The organism is Nonomuraea sp. NPDC049646 (genome assembly GCF_044465525.1).
Taxonomy (GTDB): Bacteria; Actinomycetota; Actinomycetes; order Streptosporangiales; family Streptosporangiaceae; genus Nonomuraea.
On the sequence record NZ_JBITLU010000004.1, the window covers coordinates 410,310 to 425,206 of the forward strand.

Annotated in this window: 16 protein-coding genes and 1 tRNA gene; 12 read left to right on the forward strand and 5 right to left on the reverse strand. The window is 73.2% G+C overall.

Features of this window, described 5'->3' with window-relative positions:
- Window positions 1-21: 21 nt before the first annotated feature.
- Window positions 22-339 carry a YtxH domain-containing protein gene (locus ACIBQ8_RS14385; protein WP_352318894.1) on the reverse strand — a complete coding sequence of 106 codons (318 nt, stop codon included), beginning with the start codon at window positions 337-339 and terminating at the stop codon, window positions 22-24.
- A 126-nt stretch (window positions 340-465) separates the two neighbouring features.
- Between ACIBQ8_RS14385 and ACIBQ8_RS14390 the strand changes: the two genes are divergently transcribed.
- From ACIBQ8_RS14390 to ACIBQ8_RS14420, 7 genes are all read left to right on the forward strand, one after another.
- A tRNA-Asn gene (locus ACIBQ8_RS14390) sits at window positions 466-537 on the forward strand.
- Window positions 538-737: 200 nt separating this feature from the next.
- Entirely contained in the window at window positions 738-1,202 is a 465-nt protein-coding gene (locus ACIBQ8_RS14395; protein ID WP_352352548.1) for a hypothetical protein, read from the forward strand.
- A complete protein-coding gene (locus ACIBQ8_RS14400; RefSeq protein ID WP_397192106.1) occupies window positions 1,199-1,477 on the forward strand; it encodes a hypothetical protein in 279 nt (92 codons plus the stop codon). The genes ACIBQ8_RS14395 and ACIBQ8_RS14400 overlap by 4 nt, the downstream gene beginning before the upstream one ends.
- Before the next feature lie 258 nt (window positions 1,478-1,735).
- On the forward strand, window positions 1,736-2,833 hold the full coding sequence (locus tag ACIBQ8_RS14405) for a nitric oxide synthase oxygenase (RefSeq protein ID WP_397192107.1): 1,098 nt from the start codon (window positions 1,736-1,738) through the stop codon (window positions 2,831-2,833).
- Window positions 2,834-2,874: 41 nt separating this feature from the next.
- Window positions 2,875-3,648 (forward strand): enoyl-CoA hydratase-related protein, encoded by a 774-nt coding sequence (locus tag ACIBQ8_RS14410; RefSeq protein ID WP_397192108.1) that lies wholly within the window; start codon window positions 2,875-2,877, stop codon window positions 3,646-3,648.
- A 160-nt stretch (window positions 3,649-3,808) separates the two neighbouring features.
- Window positions 3,809-4,846 carry an NAD(P)-dependent alcohol dehydrogenase gene (locus ACIBQ8_RS14415; protein WP_397192109.1) on the forward strand — a complete coding sequence of 346 codons (1,038 nt, stop codon included), beginning with the start codon at window positions 3,809-3,811 and terminating at the stop codon, window positions 4,844-4,846.
- A 34-nt stretch (window positions 4,847-4,880) separates the two neighbouring features.
- Window positions 4,881-6,710, forward strand: a complete 1,830-nt coding sequence (locus ACIBQ8_RS14420; protein ID WP_397175698.1) for a glycoside hydrolase family 15 protein — start codon at window positions 4,881-4,883, stop codon at window positions 6,708-6,710.
- Between the two features lie 5 nt (window positions 6,711-6,715).
- Here ACIBQ8_RS14420 and galK read toward each other — a convergent pair whose 3' ends face one another.
- Entirely contained in the window at window positions 6,716-7,828 is a 1,113-nt protein-coding gene (gene galK, locus ACIBQ8_RS14425; RefSeq protein ID WP_397175700.1) for a galactokinase, read from the reverse strand.
- A gap of 43 nt (window positions 7,829-7,871) precedes the next feature.
- Here galK and ACIBQ8_RS14430 point away from each other — a divergent pair, with 43 nt between their 5' ends.
- Entirely contained in the window at window positions 7,872-8,708 is an 837-nt protein-coding gene (locus ACIBQ8_RS14430) for a 1-aminocyclopropane-1-carboxylate deaminase/D-cysteine desulfhydrase (protein WP_397175702.1), read from the forward strand.
- Here ACIBQ8_RS14430 and ACIBQ8_RS14435 read toward each other — a convergent pair.
- From ACIBQ8_RS14435 to ACIBQ8_RS14445, 3 genes are all read right to left on the reverse strand, one after another.
- Window positions 8,642-9,313 carry a DUF6766 family protein gene (locus ACIBQ8_RS14435; RefSeq protein WP_397192110.1) on the reverse strand — a complete coding sequence of 224 codons (672 nt, stop codon included), beginning with the start codon at window positions 9,311-9,313 and terminating at the stop codon, window positions 8,642-8,644. The genes ACIBQ8_RS14430 and ACIBQ8_RS14435 overlap by 67 nt on opposite strands.
- Window positions 9,314-9,392: 79 nt before the next feature.
- Window positions 9,393-9,773 (reverse strand): hypothetical protein, encoded by a 381-nt coding sequence (locus tag ACIBQ8_RS14440; RefSeq protein ID WP_397192111.1) that lies wholly within the window; start codon window positions 9,771-9,773, stop codon window positions 9,393-9,395.
- Window positions 9,774-9,822: 49 nt separating this feature from the next.
- A complete protein-coding gene (locus ACIBQ8_RS14445; protein ID WP_397175707.1) occupies window positions 9,823-10,368 on the reverse strand; it encodes a hypothetical protein in 546 nt (181 codons plus the stop codon).
- Window positions 10,369-10,482: 114 nt separating this feature from the next.
- Between ACIBQ8_RS14445 and ACIBQ8_RS14450 the strand changes: the two genes are divergently transcribed.
- The 4 genes from ACIBQ8_RS14450 to ACIBQ8_RS14465 are packed head-to-tail and all read left to right on the forward strand — an operon-like array spanning window position 10,483 to window position 14,842.
- Window positions 10,483-11,214 carry a TetR/AcrR family transcriptional regulator gene (locus ACIBQ8_RS14450; RefSeq protein ID WP_397192112.1) on the forward strand — a complete coding sequence of 244 codons (732 nt, stop codon included), beginning with the start codon at window positions 10,483-10,485 and terminating at the stop codon, window positions 11,212-11,214.
- A complete protein-coding gene (locus ACIBQ8_RS14455; protein WP_397192113.1) occupies window positions 11,211-13,688 on the forward strand; it encodes a PEP/pyruvate-binding domain-containing protein in 2,478 nt (825 codons plus the stop codon). Before ACIBQ8_RS14450 ends, ACIBQ8_RS14455 begins: the two co-directional genes overlap by 4 nt.
- Window positions 13,689-13,737: 49 nt before the next feature.
- A complete protein-coding gene (locus ACIBQ8_RS14460) occupies window positions 13,738-13,884 on the forward strand; it encodes a hypothetical protein (protein WP_397192114.1) in 147 nt (48 codons plus the stop codon).
- 25 nt (window positions 13,885-13,909) lie between these two features.
- Window positions 13,910-14,842: a phosphotransferase gene (locus ACIBQ8_RS14465; protein ID WP_397175713.1), complete on the forward strand. Its 933-nt coding sequence runs from the start codon at window positions 13,910-13,912 to the stop codon at window positions 14,840-14,842.
- The last annotated feature ends 55 nt before the right edge of the window (window positions 14,843-14,897 follow it).

The window sequence follows — 14,897 nt, forward strand, 5'->3', positions numbered from 1 at the left end:
GCCGGATCTCAGGCCGGGCCCTCAGTAGGGAATGCCGGTCTCGCGGGACTTCCGTTCCGCGAGATCCTCCTCCTCGGGCCAGCCGCTGCCGGACCGGTGGTGGCCGTCGGAGCCGAGGAACGGGATCTTCTCCTGAAGCGTCCCGCCCACCTTCTCCCTGGCCGCCCCGGCCAGCCTCGACGCCTGCGCGCCGACCACCCCGGCGGCTTCCTGGACCCTCGGGCTGTCAGCCACACGCTGGGCAGCCCGCTTGATCTGTTCGTACCGCTCGCGTCCCGCCCGGCTGCCGAGCACGTAACCGACAGCCAGACCGACCGCAAATGTCATCCGATAACGCATCTTGCACCTCCGCTGTCTCCCGGCCTACCCCAGTTGCGATGCGACACGCACTCCAGGAGTGCGCTAATCTATTCCTGCGCACGACGGAAGGGCCCAACAAGCCCGACCAGCAGGGCGAACGTACGATCCCGCGTAGCTCAACGGCAGAGCAGCCGGCTGTTAACCGGCAGGTTATAGGTTCGAGTCCTATCGCGGGAGCTGCGGTCAAACAAGAGTTTGGCAGGTTAGGCCCTCTCACCGAGACAGGTGAGGGGGCCTGACGCTTTCCACGGAGACGTCCCCCCTCGCTGCGGGGCGGCGGTAGGTGGGCTCCAGGCGGTCATCTCCCTGACACCCCTCATCGAGAAGTTGTACATTCACAGCGGTTCTCATTGACGTCCTCACTCCGCGAGAAGCCGTTGACCACGTCCGAAGCACCCCTCAGCCCGGAACAGGGCCGCACTCCGCCGGCGGGCCTGACGCGTGCCAGGGCACGGCAGATCATCGGGCGTCTCACGCTCTGGGTGGTGTTCGGGGTGATTTTCGGGCTGCTTCCCATATGGATCGACGCCTTGCGCGGCGTCATGTCACCTCAGCGGTTCAGCTGGATGTCCATCCTGGCCAAGGGGGAGCTCTTCATCGCCTCTTCCGCGCTGGCCGCCGCGGCGGTGGGGGAACTGGTGTTCGCGCCCTTCGGCCATGAATGGCAGATCATGAGAGCCATGATGGTGGGGTCGTCGCTCCTGTGCTGCATCGGGAACGCGGTCGCGTACACGCAGGTGGCCATGGCGGGTCCGGGCACGGTGGCCAACGTCTCCCTGACGTTGTTCGTGCTCACCTTGGCGGCCAGTGCCGCCTGCGTCGGATTGGCGGCGGGCCGATGACCGATGTCCTGGGCCTCGCGGTCGTCCTGGCCGGATCGGGCGCCTTGGGCGCGTTCGCCTCCGCGCTGCTGGCCTGGCTCAGACTGCGGCGACATGGCGATGCGGTGCGCATCCGGGTGCGGAACGAGGGCGGGGCCACGATCGAGCTGGCGGCGACGAATCTGCGCGGCCTGTCGGGCGAGGAAGTCCGGGAGCTGACGCAGAGGATCTCCGACGCGCTCGAAGAGTCGCGGATCGCCGATGATTCAAAGCCTGATCGCCGCGAGATGTCCTGAAAGCAAGGGATTCACGCGTTGTAGTGGGTGAGTTACCGATTTTGGCGTTACGGGGACAACGGGCGTTCGCGGCGGGAGGATGGGGGAGCCGGTCGGGTGTGGCCGGTAGCCGCGGGAAGTCGTGACGGGGGCGTGGAGAGGGCGCCGCCGGCAGGACGTGCCGCCGACCCGGAATCGGCGGGGCGCTCCGCTGAGCGAAATGTTGGTTGCCGCGTGCGTACCTGGATCAGGTCACTGCGTCCCTTCGATGTGCATGCCGTGCACGCGCTGTTCGAGCGCACCACGGACCTCCGCGAGGCGGAGCGTTTCATCAGGCTCTTCCACGCCGAGAACCCCTCCACCGGCGGCCTGGCCGCCCGGCTGCGCGACGTCGCCAGAGACGTCGCCCGCCACGGCACCTACGTCCACACCTTCGAGGAGCTGGAGTTCGGCGCCCGGGTCGCCTGGCGCAACAGCGGCCGGTGCATCGGACGCCTGTACTGGCGTTCGCTGAAGCTGCGCGACCGGCGGGAGGTGACGACGGCCGAGGGCGTGGCGGTGGAGTGCGTGGCGCACCTGCGCGAGGCGACGGGGCAGGGGCGCATCAGGCCCACCGTGACCGTCTTCGCCCCGGACACCCCGGCCATGCCGGGCCCGCGGGTGCTCAACGACCAGCTCGTCCGCTACGCCGGGCACCGGCTGGACGGCGGCGGCGTCCTCGGCGACCCGCGCAATGCCGGGCTCACCGATCTGGCGAAGGAGCTGGGCTGGCGCGGCGGGCCGGGCCGGTTCGACGTGCTGCCGCTGGTCGTGCGGGCCGGGCTCGGCGACCCGCTGTTGTGCAACCTGCCGGGCGACGCCGTGCTGGAGGTGCCCCTGCTGCATCCCGAGTACGCGTGGTTCGCCGAGCTGGAGCTGCGCTGGCACGCCGTGCCGGTCATCTCGGACATGTGCCTGGAGATCGGCGGCGTCTGCTACCCGTGCGCGCCGTTCAACGGCTGGTACATGGGCACCGAGATCGGGGCGCGCAACCTGGCCGACTCCGACCGGTACGACCTGCTCCCCGAGGTGGCCAAGCACCTCGGCCTGGACACCTCCACCGAGCGCTCGCTCTGGCGCGACCACGCGCTGGTCGAGCTCAACGTGGCGGTGCTGCACTCGTTCGAACGGGCGGGCGTGACGATCACCGACCACCACACCGAGTCCCGGCGCTTCCTGACCCACCTGGAACGCGAGGAGCGCGCCGGACGGCGCTGCCCGGCCGACTGGTCGTGGATCGTGCCGCCGCTGTCGGGCGGCGCGACCCCGGTCTTCCACCGCTACTACGACACCTGCGAGCTGACCCCCGCGTACGTGCACCGCCACCCCACCCGCTGATGCGCTTGCCAGCCCCGCCCAGAACATGGTTCGGTTAGCGCATGGCGGAACTCGTGCTCTCATCGTCGGACCGGGGCGTGCTCACGCTGACCTTCAACCGTCCCGACACGCTCAACGCCTGGACGGACGCCATGGGCCGGCGCTACTTCGACCTGCTGGCCGAGGCCGAGAAGGACCCGGACGTCCGGGCGATCGTGGTGACCGGCGCGGGCAAGGGCTTCTGCGCCGGGGCCGACTTCAGGACGCTCGCCGCCATCCAGACCGGCTCCTACGACGAGACCCCCGACCCCCGCCCCAACACCTTCCCCACGACCATCGGCAAGCCGATCATCGCCGCCGTCAACGGCGCCTGCGCCGGGCTCGGCATGGTGCACGCGCTCGTCTGCGACCTGGTCTTCACGGCCGAGGACGCCAAGTGGACGACCGCCTTCCCGCGCCGCGGCCTGGTCGCCGAGTACGGCCTGTCCTGGGTGCTGCCGCGGGTCATGGGCCAGCAGCGGGCCATGGACGTCCTGCTGTCGGGCCGGGTGTTCAGCGGGCGGGAGGCGTACGAGCTGGGGCTGGCCAACCGGGCGGTGCCGGGGGAGTCGCTGCTGGAGCAGGCCCAGGAGTACGCCAGGGAGCTGGCCGTGCACAGCTCGCCGGCGTCCATGGCGGTGATCAAGCGGCAGGTGTGGCACGACTGGGACGTCACCCTGGAGGAGTCGGCCAGGAAGGCCGTCCACGAGATGCTGGCCTCCTTCGGCCGGCCCGACTTCGCCGAGGGCGTCGCCAGCTTCCTGGAGCGCCGCCCGCCGGACTTCCCGGCGCTGTGAAACCGCAGGCCGGAGGGGGTACGGGCGGACCGCGCCGAGGTTAGACGGCGAACCCGGCAGGGTAGGGCTGGGCGTGTCCGGCAGGGTTCGCGGACAGGCCGGGGCGTGGGGGCACGTCCAGCGGGGGGCACGTTCGGGGGGCGCGGTGCAGGCTTTCGTCATGAAGGAGATCGGCCGGGTCGGCTTCATGGACAAACCGGTGCCGCGGCCGGGTCCGCGCGACGCCGTCGTCCGCACCACCACCGCGCTCATCTGCACCTCCGACTCCCACACCGTCCAGGGCGGCATCGGGCCGCGCACCGATCTCACGCTCGGGCACGAGGGCGTCGGCGTGGTGCACGAGGTGGGCGAGGAGGTGCGGGACTTCCGGCCGGGCGACCGCGTCCTGGTGGGGGCCATCACCCCCGACTGGGGCGACCTCGCCTGCCAGGACGGCCATCCCTCACAATCGGGCGGCCCGCTCGGCGGGTTCAAGTTCGCCAACTCCAAGGACGGCGTCTTCGCCGAGTTCTTCCACGTCAACGAGGCCGACGCCAACATGGCGAAGATCCCCGCCGGGGTGCCGGACGAGACGGCCGTCTACTGCGCGGACATGCTCTCGACCGGGTTCATGGGCGCCGAGAACGGCGACATCCCCATCGGCGGGACGGTCGCGGTGCTGGCCCAGGGCCCGGTGGGCCTCATGGCCACCGCGGGCGCCCGGCTGCGCGGCGCCGGCCTGGTCATCGGGGTCGAGTCGGTGCCCCTCCGCAAGCGGCTGGCCCGCGACTTCGGCGCCGACGAGATCGTCGACTTCAGCGCCGAGGACGTCGTCGAGGGCGTGCTCCGCCTGACCGGGGGACACGGCGTGGACACCGCCATCGAGGCGCTCGGCGCGGACGCCACCTTCCAGACCGCGATCAAGATCGTCAAGCCGGGCGGGACGGTCTCCAACACCGGCTACTACGGCCAGGGCGAGTTCGTCCGCATCCCGCGCGTCGAGTGGGGCGTCGGCATGGCCGGGAAGAAGATCACGACCGGCCTGTGCCCGGGTGGGCGGCTGCGCATGGAACGCCTGCTGCGCATCCTCGTGGGCGGCCGGGTCGATCCCACGCCGCTGACCACCCACACGTTCCCCTTCGCGGAGATGGAACGCGCCTTCGAGGTCTCGGACAAGAAGCTCGACGACGTGGTCAAGGTCATGATCACCTTCCGGTGACGATCAGCAGCCACACAGGGGGAGAACGCCGGCCATGCTCGATCTCGATCCACCCTTCCGCCCGGTGCGCCACCGGGACGGCTACCCCGCGCTGGAGGACCTGGGGCTCATCGGCGACGGCACGACGGCGGCGCTGGTCGCCCTCGACGGCTCGATCCCGTGGTTGTGCCTGCCGCGCTTCGACAGCGACCCGCTGCTGTGCGGCCTGCTCGACCGCGAGCACGGCGGCTGCTTCACGCTGACCACCGACGACCTGCGCGAGGCCAGGCAGTACTACGAGCCGGACACCGCCGTCCTGGTCACCGAGCTGCGCGGCCCGTCCGGCGTCGTCCGCATCACCGACGCGCTGGTCCTGCGCGCCGGCGCCGACCTCAGCGACGACGCCGGCGGCGGGCGGGGCGAGCTGGTCAGGTCCGCGGTCGTCCTGGCGGGGGAGGTGCGCCTGCGGGCGGAGCTGGCGCCGCGCGGCGGCGGGCAGGCCCGGGTGCTCGGCAGCGGCCTGGAGGTGGGCGTGTCCCGCCGCCCCGACCTGCGGCTGCACCTGCGCTCCGACCGGCCGCTGACCGGGCTGCGCACCGTGCACGACCTCCGGGAGGGCGAGCGCCTGGACCTGGTGTTGTCGTGGGGACGCATCCACCGTCACCACCGGTTCGACCCCGAGGCGATGCTGCGGCAGACCGCCGACGCCTGGCGGCGCTGGATGGGCGCGTGCACCTACCGGGGCCCGCAGGAGGCGCTGGTCCGGCGGTCGGTGATCACGCTGAAGCTGTGCGACGACTGGGTGAACGGGTCGCTGGTGGCGGCGCCGACGTCCTCGTTGCCCGCGCCCGTCGGCGGGGTGCGCAACTGGGACTACCGCTACACCTGGATCCGCGACGCCGCCTACGCCGTCTTCGCGCTGCGCCGCGTCGGCTTCGCGGAGGAGGCCGACGGCTTCCTCGGCTGGGTGCTCGACGCCTTCGAGCAGAGCGGCCGGCCGCGGATCATGTACACGCTGCGCGGCGACCCCGTACCGGAGGAGGTCGTCGACGCCGACCTGGAGGGCTACCGGCGCTCGGCGCCGGTGCGGTGGGGCAACGGCGCGGCCGACCAGCGCCAGCACGACGTCTACGGCGAGGTGCTGGACTGCGCCGACCAGTGGCTGCTGCCCGGCCGCGACCTGCAGCCCGCGCTGTGGTCGGGGCTGTCGGCGCTGGCCGAGGCCGCCGCGCGCAGCTGGCGGCAGCCCGACCAGGGCATCTGGGAGGTACGCAGCCAGGGCCGGGTCTTCACCTACTCGGCGGGCATGTGCCAGGTGGCGCTCGACCGGGCCGCGGCCATCGGCGAACGGCTGGGCCTGGACGGTCCGATCGCCAGGTGGCGCGCCACCGCCGAGGAGCTGCGCCGGCTGATCCTGGAGCAGGCGTGGGACGAGGAGGAGCAGTGCCTGAGCGAGCACCTCGACGGCGGCGGCGGCCTGGACGCCAGCCTGCTCGCGCTGCCGCTGCGCAAGGTCGTGCCGGCCAACGACCCGCGGATGGCGGCGACCACCGCCGCCGTCGCCGAACGCCTGTCCGCCGGTGACGGCCTGCTCTACCGCTACCTGCACGACCAGTCGCCGGACGGCCTGCCCGGCGACGAGGGCGCCTTCCTGCTGTGCAGCTTCTGGCTGGTGGACAACCTCATCCTGCAAGGTCAGCGGGCCCGCGCCGAGGAGCTGTACGCCTCCCTGTGCGCCCGCGCCAGCCCGCTCGGCCTGCTGCCGGAGCAGATCGACCCGGCCACGGGCGCGTTCGCGGGCAACTACCCGCAGGCGTTCAGCCACATCGGGGTGATCGCCAGCGGGGTCAACCTGGCACGGGCGGGAGCGGCCCGCACGCCCTGACCGGCTCAGGCCAGGCGGTGGGCGCCCTTGGCGGCGGTGGCGGCCAGGAAACGCGGGGCCTGGAAGCCGCGCTCGGCGTAGGCGGCCGAGACCGACTCGCGCACGCCGTCCAGGCTGTCGTCGGGAACCAGGGCGATGGCCGAGCCGCCGAAGCCGCCGCCGGTCATCCTGGCGCCGCGGGCCCCGCCGCGGAAGGCGGCCTCCACGGCCACGTCGAGCTCGGGCGAGGAGACCTCGTACTGGTCGCGCAGCGACAGGTGGGAGGCGTTGAGCAGGGCGCCGATCTCGGTGACCTTGCCCGCGCGCAGCAGGCCGACCAGGGCCTCGACGCGGTGGTTCTCGGTGACGACGTGCATGACGCGCTTGCGCTCGTCGCCCTGGAGCCGGTCGAGGGCCGCGGCCAGGTCGGTGACGTCGCGCAGGGACGCCACGCCCAGCTTGCGGGCCGCCGACTCGCACTCGGCGCGGCGCTTGGCGTACTCGCCGCCGGCGTGCTCGTGGTGGACCTGGGTGTCGATGATGAGGATGCTCAGGCCCTCGGCGGCCAGGTCGAGGGGGATCCTCCTGGAGCCCAGCGAGCGGCAGTCGAGGAACAGCGCGTGGCCCTCCTCGCACAGCGCCGAGGCGGCCTGGTCCATGATGCCGCACGGCATGCCGACGAAGTCGTTCTCGGCCCGCTGGCTGAGCAGCGCGATCTCCATCGGCGTCAGGCCGAGCCCGTGGACGTCGTTCAGCGCGGAGGCGACGGCCACCTCCAGCGCGGCGCTGGAGCTGAGCCCCGCGCCCTGGGGCACGTCGCCGTCGATCGCGATGTCCGCGCCGGCGACCCGGTCGCCGAGCATGGCGAGCACGCCCACGGCGTAGCGGGCCCAGCCGGTCGCCGCCTCCCTGGCCGGCAGCTCGATCGGGCCGCCGGAGGACTGGAGGGACAGCAGCCGGATCGTCTGGTCGGCGCGCGGGGTGACGGCGGCGCTCACGCCCCACGGCACCGCGAAGGGCAGGACGAAACCGTCGTTGTAGTCGGTGTGCTCGCCGATCAGGTTGACCCGGCCGGGTGCGCGCCAGACCGTCTGGGGATCGGCACCGAAGGCGGCACGAAAAGCTTCAGCAACGCGCATAATCCAACACTCCTCAACAAAGGCCCGACCGTAGACTAGCGCCATGGAGGAGCTCCTGGATCCAGCGCTCGGCCAGGTCCGGGTGTTCCTGATGCACGACGACAACAAGCGGCGCAAGCTCAAGTACAACCTCGGCCATCGGCGGCTGCTCACCTTCGGCGGGGCGTACTCCCATCACATCAGGGCCGTGGCTCAGGCCGGAAGGCTGCACGGCATCGAGACGATCGGGGTGATCAGGGGCGAGGAGCACCTGCCGCTCAACCCCACGCTGGCCTTCGCCGCCTCCTGCGGGATGACCCTCACCTACCTCGACCGCGCCGCCTACCGGCTCAAGCACACGCCCGAGGTGCAGGCGCGACTGCGGGAGCGGTGGGGTGACGTGACGATCCTGCCCGAGGGCGGCAGCAACGCCGCGGCCGTGCGCGGCTGCGCCGAGCTCCCGCCCGAGATAGACGTCGACTACGACGTCGTCTGCTGCCCGGTCGGCACCGGCGGCACGCTGGCCGGCATCTCGGCCGGGCTGCCCGAGGGCAGGCGGGCGCTGGGCTTCCCGGTGCTCAAGGGGGCCGGCTTCCTGGCCGGCGAGGTGGCCCGGCTCCAGCACGAGACCTACGGCCGCACCTGGACGAACTGGTCGCTCAACCTCGACTACCACTTCGGCGGCTACGCCCGCTCGACCCCGGCCCTCGACCGGTTCGCCGCCGAGCACCGGGTCGAGGGCGTCTACGTGGCCAAGATGCTCTACGGCGTCCTCGACCTGGCCCGGCGGGGGGCGTTCGCGCCGGGCACCCGCGTCGTGGCCGTGCTGACCGGTCAGCCCTCGACGTCCGTGGCCGCGTGCGGGGCGCCGACCGGCTTCGACTCGGGCGAGCCGCGCTGACGCAGGTAGATCGAGAGCACCACCATCGACAGCACGGCCAGCAGCTCCGACTGCCAGTTCTGCAGGCTGCGGTTCCAGAACTCGGCGGAGGTCACGTACTGGCCCCACGAGACGGGGTCGCGCAGGTCGCCGAGCCGTCCGGCGTTGTAGGCCGCCTGGCCCGCCACCGACTGCGCCAGCCACGACAGCACGAAGATGGCCCCCATCACCAGCCCCAGCGAGTTGCTGAACAGCCACAGCCGGGCGCCGCGGGCCCTGGCCCAGGCGGGGGAGTAGCTGGTGGCGTGCGCGCCGACCTGCTGGTCCTCGTCCGACTCGGCGCCGGCGTCCTCCACCTTCTTGGACTCGGGGGAGCCCTTCTGGACGAGCCAGACGGTCAGCATGATGTACAGGAAGAACTGCAAATACTCCGACTGCCAGTTCTCGGCCACGTCCACGGCGAAGTCGGAGGAGGTGACGTAGTCGGCGAACGACACCGGGTCGGCGCCCTGGACCAGCTGCAGGTCGTTGAACTGCAGCATGCCCGCCACCGCCTGCCCGCCGAGCGCCAGCAGGAACATGACCAGGAAGGCCAGCGAGAGGGAGTTCTCCTTCAGCCACTTCACAACCGCGCCCACCCGATGGCCAGGAACCAGGCCAGCCCCGCCGCGATGACGAGCAGGGTCAGCGTGAACATCACCCGCATCAGTCCTCCACCTCGCACTCGTAGGGCAGGTCGGGCACGGGCCGGCAGCCCGCGGCCTTGACCCGCCAGCCGTCGTCGAAGCGGTGCAGGAACAGGGTGTCGCCGGCCAGCCGCACCTGGGCCTCCTTGCCCCACACGTTCACCTCGGTGACCGCGCCGCCGGGCCCCAGCTTCAGGTCGCCCAGCGCCTGGGCGCAGGTCTGGCCGCGGTCGGGCAGCTTCTCGGCGGTGGTCCTGGCCAGCAGCCCGCACGCGGCGTCCTCCTGGTGCGCCGCCAGGGCCGCGTGGAACCGCTCGGCCGCGCGGGCGGGGGACGTCGTGTCCACGGCGCAGCCGACGGCCGCCAGGAGGAGCGCCGTCACGACGAACGGAAATCTCATGAGCCTCCCGCTACCCAGGGGGGCGGCGGGCATGCTGGGCCGGTGGGGGCTATCCGAGCTGGTCGAGCACCGGGGCGACCAGCGCGTTGAGCTCGCGGACCAGCACGAGCACGGCCCGGTGGGCACGCTGCTCGACCTCGTCGTGCGGCCCCTCGGGCTCCGGCGGGAGGTCGCCGAGCGGCACGGGCGCCTCGACGAGCAGCGTGGCGCGCAGGAACGGGATGCGCGCGAGGTCCTGCTGGGTCGGCTCGACGTACTGGCCGAAGGTCTCCTGCCAGCCCAGCCAGCCGCGGTCGCGCCACCAGGCGCGCGATCTGGTCAGCTCGGCGGGCAGCGGCGAGACGATCCGGACGCGCGCGAACAGGGTGCCGTCCCAGGTGTTGCGGTGGCAGGTGGCCTCCAGGACGCGGCGGTCCCAGCGCACGTAGCCGGGGGTGAGGGCGGGCGGCGTGGCCAGCCGCCAGGCCGCGCAGGCGAACCTGACCGGCGCGATGTCACCCCACTCGAACTCGTCGAGGTTCTTGCGCACGTGCACGGCGTAGCGCCCGTCACGGTCCCTGTCGAACTCCTGGTCGATCCAGAACGCCTTGCCCATGCCCCCTACGCTACGGCCCGGCGGCGCCTTCCCGGCGGCGTACGGGAGATCCGGCCTTGCCGTCGATTACGTGACCGTTTAAGCTAATCTGGTCAAACAATTGGAGGACGACGTATGGCCAGAGCGGGCAGGCCGCCGCAGGACCCCGCGCGGCAGGCCGAGCGCGCCCACCGGATCCTCGACGCCGCCGCCGAGCTGATCCTGCGCTGGGGCTACGACAAGACCACCGTCGACGACGTCGCCAGGCGCGCCGGGGTCGCCAAGGGCACGATCTACCTGCACTGGAAGACGCGCGAGGAGCTGTTCGCCGCGCTGCTGCGGCGCGAGCGGGTGCTCATGCTGGACCGGGTGCGCGAGGCCGCGCCCGCGACCCTCGGCGAGCTGTTCGGCAGCCTGGCCGCGGCGCTGCTGCACCGGCCGCTGCTGCACGCGGTGCTGCTCGACGACTCCGAGGTGCTCGGCAAGCTCACCCGGCTCAAGCGGCAGCGCCCGGCGGCCGGCGGCCTCGAACTCGGCGGCCCCTTCGACGCCTACCTGCGCGAGCTGGTCCGCCTGGGCGCCGTGCGCGCGCAGCCGGCCGAGCACGTCACGGTGATCGGCTCGATCTTCTACGGCTTCATGTTCCTGCCCGGCGCGCAGCCGGAGTCGGAGCGGCTGCCCGACGACCGCGTCGCCGAGCTGCTGGCCGAGACCGTCGAGCGCGCGGTGGGCACCGGGCGCGCGCTGCCGCCCGGCGACGCCGCCGCCGTCGCGCGGGCCACCCTCGACCTCATCGACGCCCTCGCCGACGTCGCCCGGCGCAAACTGGCGACATCCATGAGCCCGGCCAAGGAGCGCGTGCAATGAAGGCAGTCATCCCCCTCGACGACGAAGCCGCCGCCGACCTCGGCACCGCGGGCGGCAAGGGCGCCTCGCTGGCCCGGCTGGCCAGGGCGGGGCTGCCGGTGCCCGGCGGGTTCGTCGTCACGACGCAGGCGTACCGGTCGTTCGTGGCGGCGTTCGGCGACGAGATCGCCAACGGCGGCGACCCCGGCGCGCTGTTCGCCGCGCACGAGATCCCGGCGGGCCTGGCCGAGGCGGTCCGGGCCGCGCACGCCGCGCTCGGCGACGACGTCGCGGTGGCCGTGCGCTCCTCGGCCACCGCCGAGGACCTGCCCGAGCTGTCGTTCGCCGGGCAGCAGGACACCTTTCTCAACATCAGGGCCGACGGCCTGCTGGACGCGGTCCGCCGCTGCTGGGCCTCCCTGTGGAACCCGCGCGCCGTCGCCTACCGCGAGCGCAACGGCGTCCCGCACGACGACGTGGCCCTGGCGGTGGTCGTCCAGGAGCTGGTGGACGCCGACGCCGCCGGGATCATGTTCACCGCCGACCCGGTCACCGGCGCGCGCGACGAGATCGTGGTCAACGCGTCCTGGGGGCTCGGCGAGGCCGTCGTCGGCGGGCAGGTCACGCCGGACACGATCATCCTGTCCGGCGGCCGGGTCACCGGCTCGCGGGTCGCCGACAAGACCGTCATGACCGTGCGCACCGCGGGCGGCACCCGCGAGGAGCCCGTGCCCGCGGAACTGCGCCGCGCCCCCGTGCTCGACCCGGCGCAGGCGGTGGAGCTGGCCGCGCTCGGCGAACGCGTCCAGGCCCTGTACGGCATGCCCATGGACGTCGAGTGGGCCAGGCGCGACGGCACGTTCGCGATCCTCCAGGCCCGCCCGATCACCGGCCTGAAGCCGCAGGTCGAGGAGTGGAACGACAGCCTCAAGGGCGACTACCTGTGGACCGCGGGCAACCTGGGCGAGGCCATCCCCGACGTGATGACGCCGGCGACCTGGTCGTTCGTCCGGATCTTCATCAAGGAGGCCATGTCGGCCTCGGCGCTGCCCGGGTTCGACCTGGTGGGCAACATCGGCGGGCGCTTCTACATGAACCTCAGCGTCGTCCACTCCATCGCCGCCGCCCTGGGCATGCGGCGCAGGCTGGGCGCGGTCGAGCAGGTCTTCGGCAGGCTGCCGGCCGGCCTGGAGGTGCCGCTGGTGCGGCTGTCCCGCTGGGAGATCGTCCGGCGCGTCCTGCCGCTGGCGGTCGACATCCAGCGGCGGGTGCGCCGGAACGTCAAGGACCTGCCGGCCTTCCTCGCCACCTCCCGGCAGCGCTGCGAGGAGCTGCGCGCCCGCGTCGCCGTCACGACGGGCGGCCCCGAGCTGGCCCGCCTGTGGACGTCCGACATCGAACCCCACTTGGTCACCGCCAGCCGCATGCTGGAGGCCGCCGGCCGCCAGGGCGGCGCCACGCTGGTCTGGACCCGCGACCGGCTGCACCGGCTGATGGGCGAGGCGGACGCCGAGGCCATGCTCACCGGCGTCAACGCCGACGGCGAGCTGGCCAGCCTCGGGCCCGTCCTGGGGCTGGGCAGGCTGGCCAGGGGCGAGATCAGCCGGGAGGAGTTCGCGCTGGCCTACGGGCACCGCGGCCCCCACGAGTTCGAGGTCTCAAGGCCCCGGCCAGGCGAGGACCCGGCCTGGATCGACGCCCAGCTCGCCGGCCTGCGCGACCTGCGGGCCGGCACCGAGGCGCTGCTGGCCCGGCAGGAGAAGGCCAGGCAGGAAGCGTGGGCGCGGTTCGCCGCCCGCCACCCCGGCAAGGAGGCCCGGATGCGCGCCCGGGTACGGCGGTGGAACGCGGTCGTCCGCGACCGGGAGAGCGCCCGCTCGGAGAACATCCGGGCCTTCTGGGTGCTGCGGGCGTTCGTGGTGCGCGCCGGGGAGCTGACCGGGCACGGCGACGACCTGTTCCACCTCTACCTGGAGGAGATCCTCGACGTGCTGCGCGGCGACGCCTCCCCCCTCGCCCGGGTCCCGGTCCGGCGGGCCACCCACGAGCGGTACGCCGCGCTGCCGCCGTACCCGACGGTGATCGTCGGCCGGTTCGACCCCGTCCGGTGGGCCGCCGACCCGCGCCGCCGGGCCGACGTCTACGACGCCCGCGGCTTCGACGTCCCGGTCAGCGACACCGTGACCGGGTTCCCCGGCGCGCCGGGCGTGGTCGAGGGCGTGGCCAGGGTCATCGCCGGCCCGGAGGACGGCGACCGGCTGGGGACCGGCGAGATCCTGGTGACGACCCTGACGAACGTCGGCTGGACCCCCATGTTCCCGCGCGCCGCCGCCGTCGTCACCGACATGGGCGCGCCGCTGTCGCACGCCTCGATCGTGGCCCGCGAGCTCGGCATCCCGGCCGTGGTCGGCACCGGCAACGCCACCATGCGGCTGCGGGACGGTGACCGCGTCCGCGTGGACGGCGAGCGCGGCACGGTCGAGTTGCTCCGGTGAAAAGAGTGCGCCAAGTCGGCCGTCCCCCGGCGGCCGGTGTGTTCACTGGATGACCATGATCGAACAGTGGATCCTCGACGACGAGCGCGAGCTCGAAGCGCGCTGCGCCCGCTTCCGCCTCGCCCTGCTGGGCCTCGACCGCGACGCCGCCCAGCCCGACCCCCAGGAGGCCCGGCAACCGGATGACACCGCCTGAACAGCACGACCCGCCCGGCCTCCGTATGACACCGCCTGAACAGCACGACCCGCCCGGCCTCCGGACCGACCCGCCCGGGTGGGGCGACCTGCCCGGCGCTCTCGTCCGGGAGGTCGAGCGGCGGCTCGGCCGGGCGGCGGCCGGGTTCGCGGAGCGGCACGGCGGGTTCACCGGCGGCGTGCGCGGCGTGCTCACGCTGACCGGCGGCGGCCGGGTGTTCGTCAAGGCCGTGCCCGCCGGCTCGCAGCACGCGGCCGACCATCGGGCGGAGGCCGTGGTGGGCGCGGCCCTGCCGCCGGGCGTGCCCGCCCCCCGGTTCCTGTTCTCCTGCGAGGCGGCGGGGTGGGTGCTGCTGTGCTCGGAGGTCGCGCCCGGCCGGATCCCGCACGAGCCCTGGCACGACGACGAACTGGCCGCCGCGCTCGCCCTGCTCGCCGCGTGCGCCCGCGAGCTGACCCCGTCCCCGCTGGGCGGCCTGCCCACGCTGGCCGGGCGCATGTCGGGACGCTGCGAGCTGTGGAACACCCTCGACCCCGCCCGCGCCGGAGCCTGGGAACGCGCCCGCCTGCCCCGCCTGGCCGCGGTCGAACGCCACTGGACCGCCCTGGTCACCGGCGGCACGCTGCTGCACTTCGACCCGCGCTTCGACAACATCCTCATCGACCGCGACGGGACCGCCCGCCTGGTGGACTGGGGGCGCGCCTGCACCGGCCCGGCCTGGGCCGACCTGGTCTGCCTGCTGCTCCAGTCGGACCTCGGGCCGCGCGACCCCGAGCGCCTGCTCACCACGCACCCGCTCGGCCGCCGGGCGCCCGCCGAGCAGGTGGACGCCCTCCTGGTCGCCCTCCTCGGCTACTGGACGCGCTCGTCTGCCGCGCCCGCGCCGCCGGCGCTGCGCGACCGGCGCGAACGCTCCCGCCGCGCCACCCTCGCCTGGCTGCGCACCCGCTGGCCCTGACGCGCCCCCGGACCGGCCCGGCGTCGGACACGGCCCCGGATCAGCCCTGGACCGG

Excerpts from the sequence above, each read along its gene's own strand:
- galK (WP_397175700.1), bottom strand. The coding sequence starts at position 7,828 with ATGCGCGTTGCTGAAGCTTTTCGTGCCGCCTTCGGTGCCGATCCCCAG.
- ACIBQ8_RS14420 (WP_397175698.1), top strand. The coding sequence starts at position 4,881 with ATGCTCGATCTCGATCCACCCTTCCGCCCGGTGCGCCACCGGGACGGC.
- ACIBQ8_RS14400 (WP_397192106.1), top strand. The coding sequence starts at position 1,199 with ATGACCGATGTCCTGGGCCTCGCGGTCGTCCTGGCCGGATCGGGCGCC.
- ACIBQ8_RS14445 (WP_397175707.1), bottom strand. The coding sequence starts at position 10,368 with ATGGGCAAGGCGTTCTGGATCGACCAGGAGTTCGACAGGGACCGTGAC.
- ACIBQ8_RS14460 (WP_397192114.1), top strand. The coding sequence starts at position 13,738 with ATGACCATGATCGAACAGTGGATCCTCGACGACGAGCGCGAGCTCGAA.
- ACIBQ8_RS14430 (WP_397175702.1), top strand. The coding sequence starts at position 7,872 with ATGGAGGAGCTCCTGGATCCAGCGCTCGGCCAGGTCCGGGTGTTCCTG.
- ACIBQ8_RS14450 (WP_397192112.1), top strand. The coding sequence starts at position 10,483 with ATGGCCAGAGCGGGCAGGCCGCCGCAGGACCCCGCGCGGCAGGCCGAG.
- ACIBQ8_RS14415 (WP_397192109.1), top strand. The coding sequence starts at position 3,809 with ATGAAGGAGATCGGCCGGGTCGGCTTCATGGACAAACCGGTGCCGCGG.
- ACIBQ8_RS14385 (WP_352318894.1), bottom strand. The coding sequence starts at position 339 with ATGCGTTATCGGATGACATTTGCGGTCGGTCTGGCTGTCGGTTACGTG.
- ACIBQ8_RS14465 (WP_397175713.1), top strand. The coding sequence starts at position 13,910 with ATGACACCGCCTGAACAGCACGACCCGCCCGGCCTCCGGACCGACCCG.
- ACIBQ8_RS14440 (WP_397192111.1), bottom strand. The coding sequence starts at position 9,773 with ATGAGATTTCCGTTCGTCGTGACGGCGCTCCTCCTGGCGGCCGTCGGC.
- ACIBQ8_RS14410 (WP_397192108.1), top strand. The coding sequence starts at position 2,875 with ATGGCGGAACTCGTGCTCTCATCGTCGGACCGGGGCGTGCTCACGCTG.
- ACIBQ8_RS14455 (WP_397192113.1), top strand. The coding sequence starts at position 11,211 with ATGAAGGCAGTCATCCCCCTCGACGACGAAGCCGCCGCCGACCTCGGC.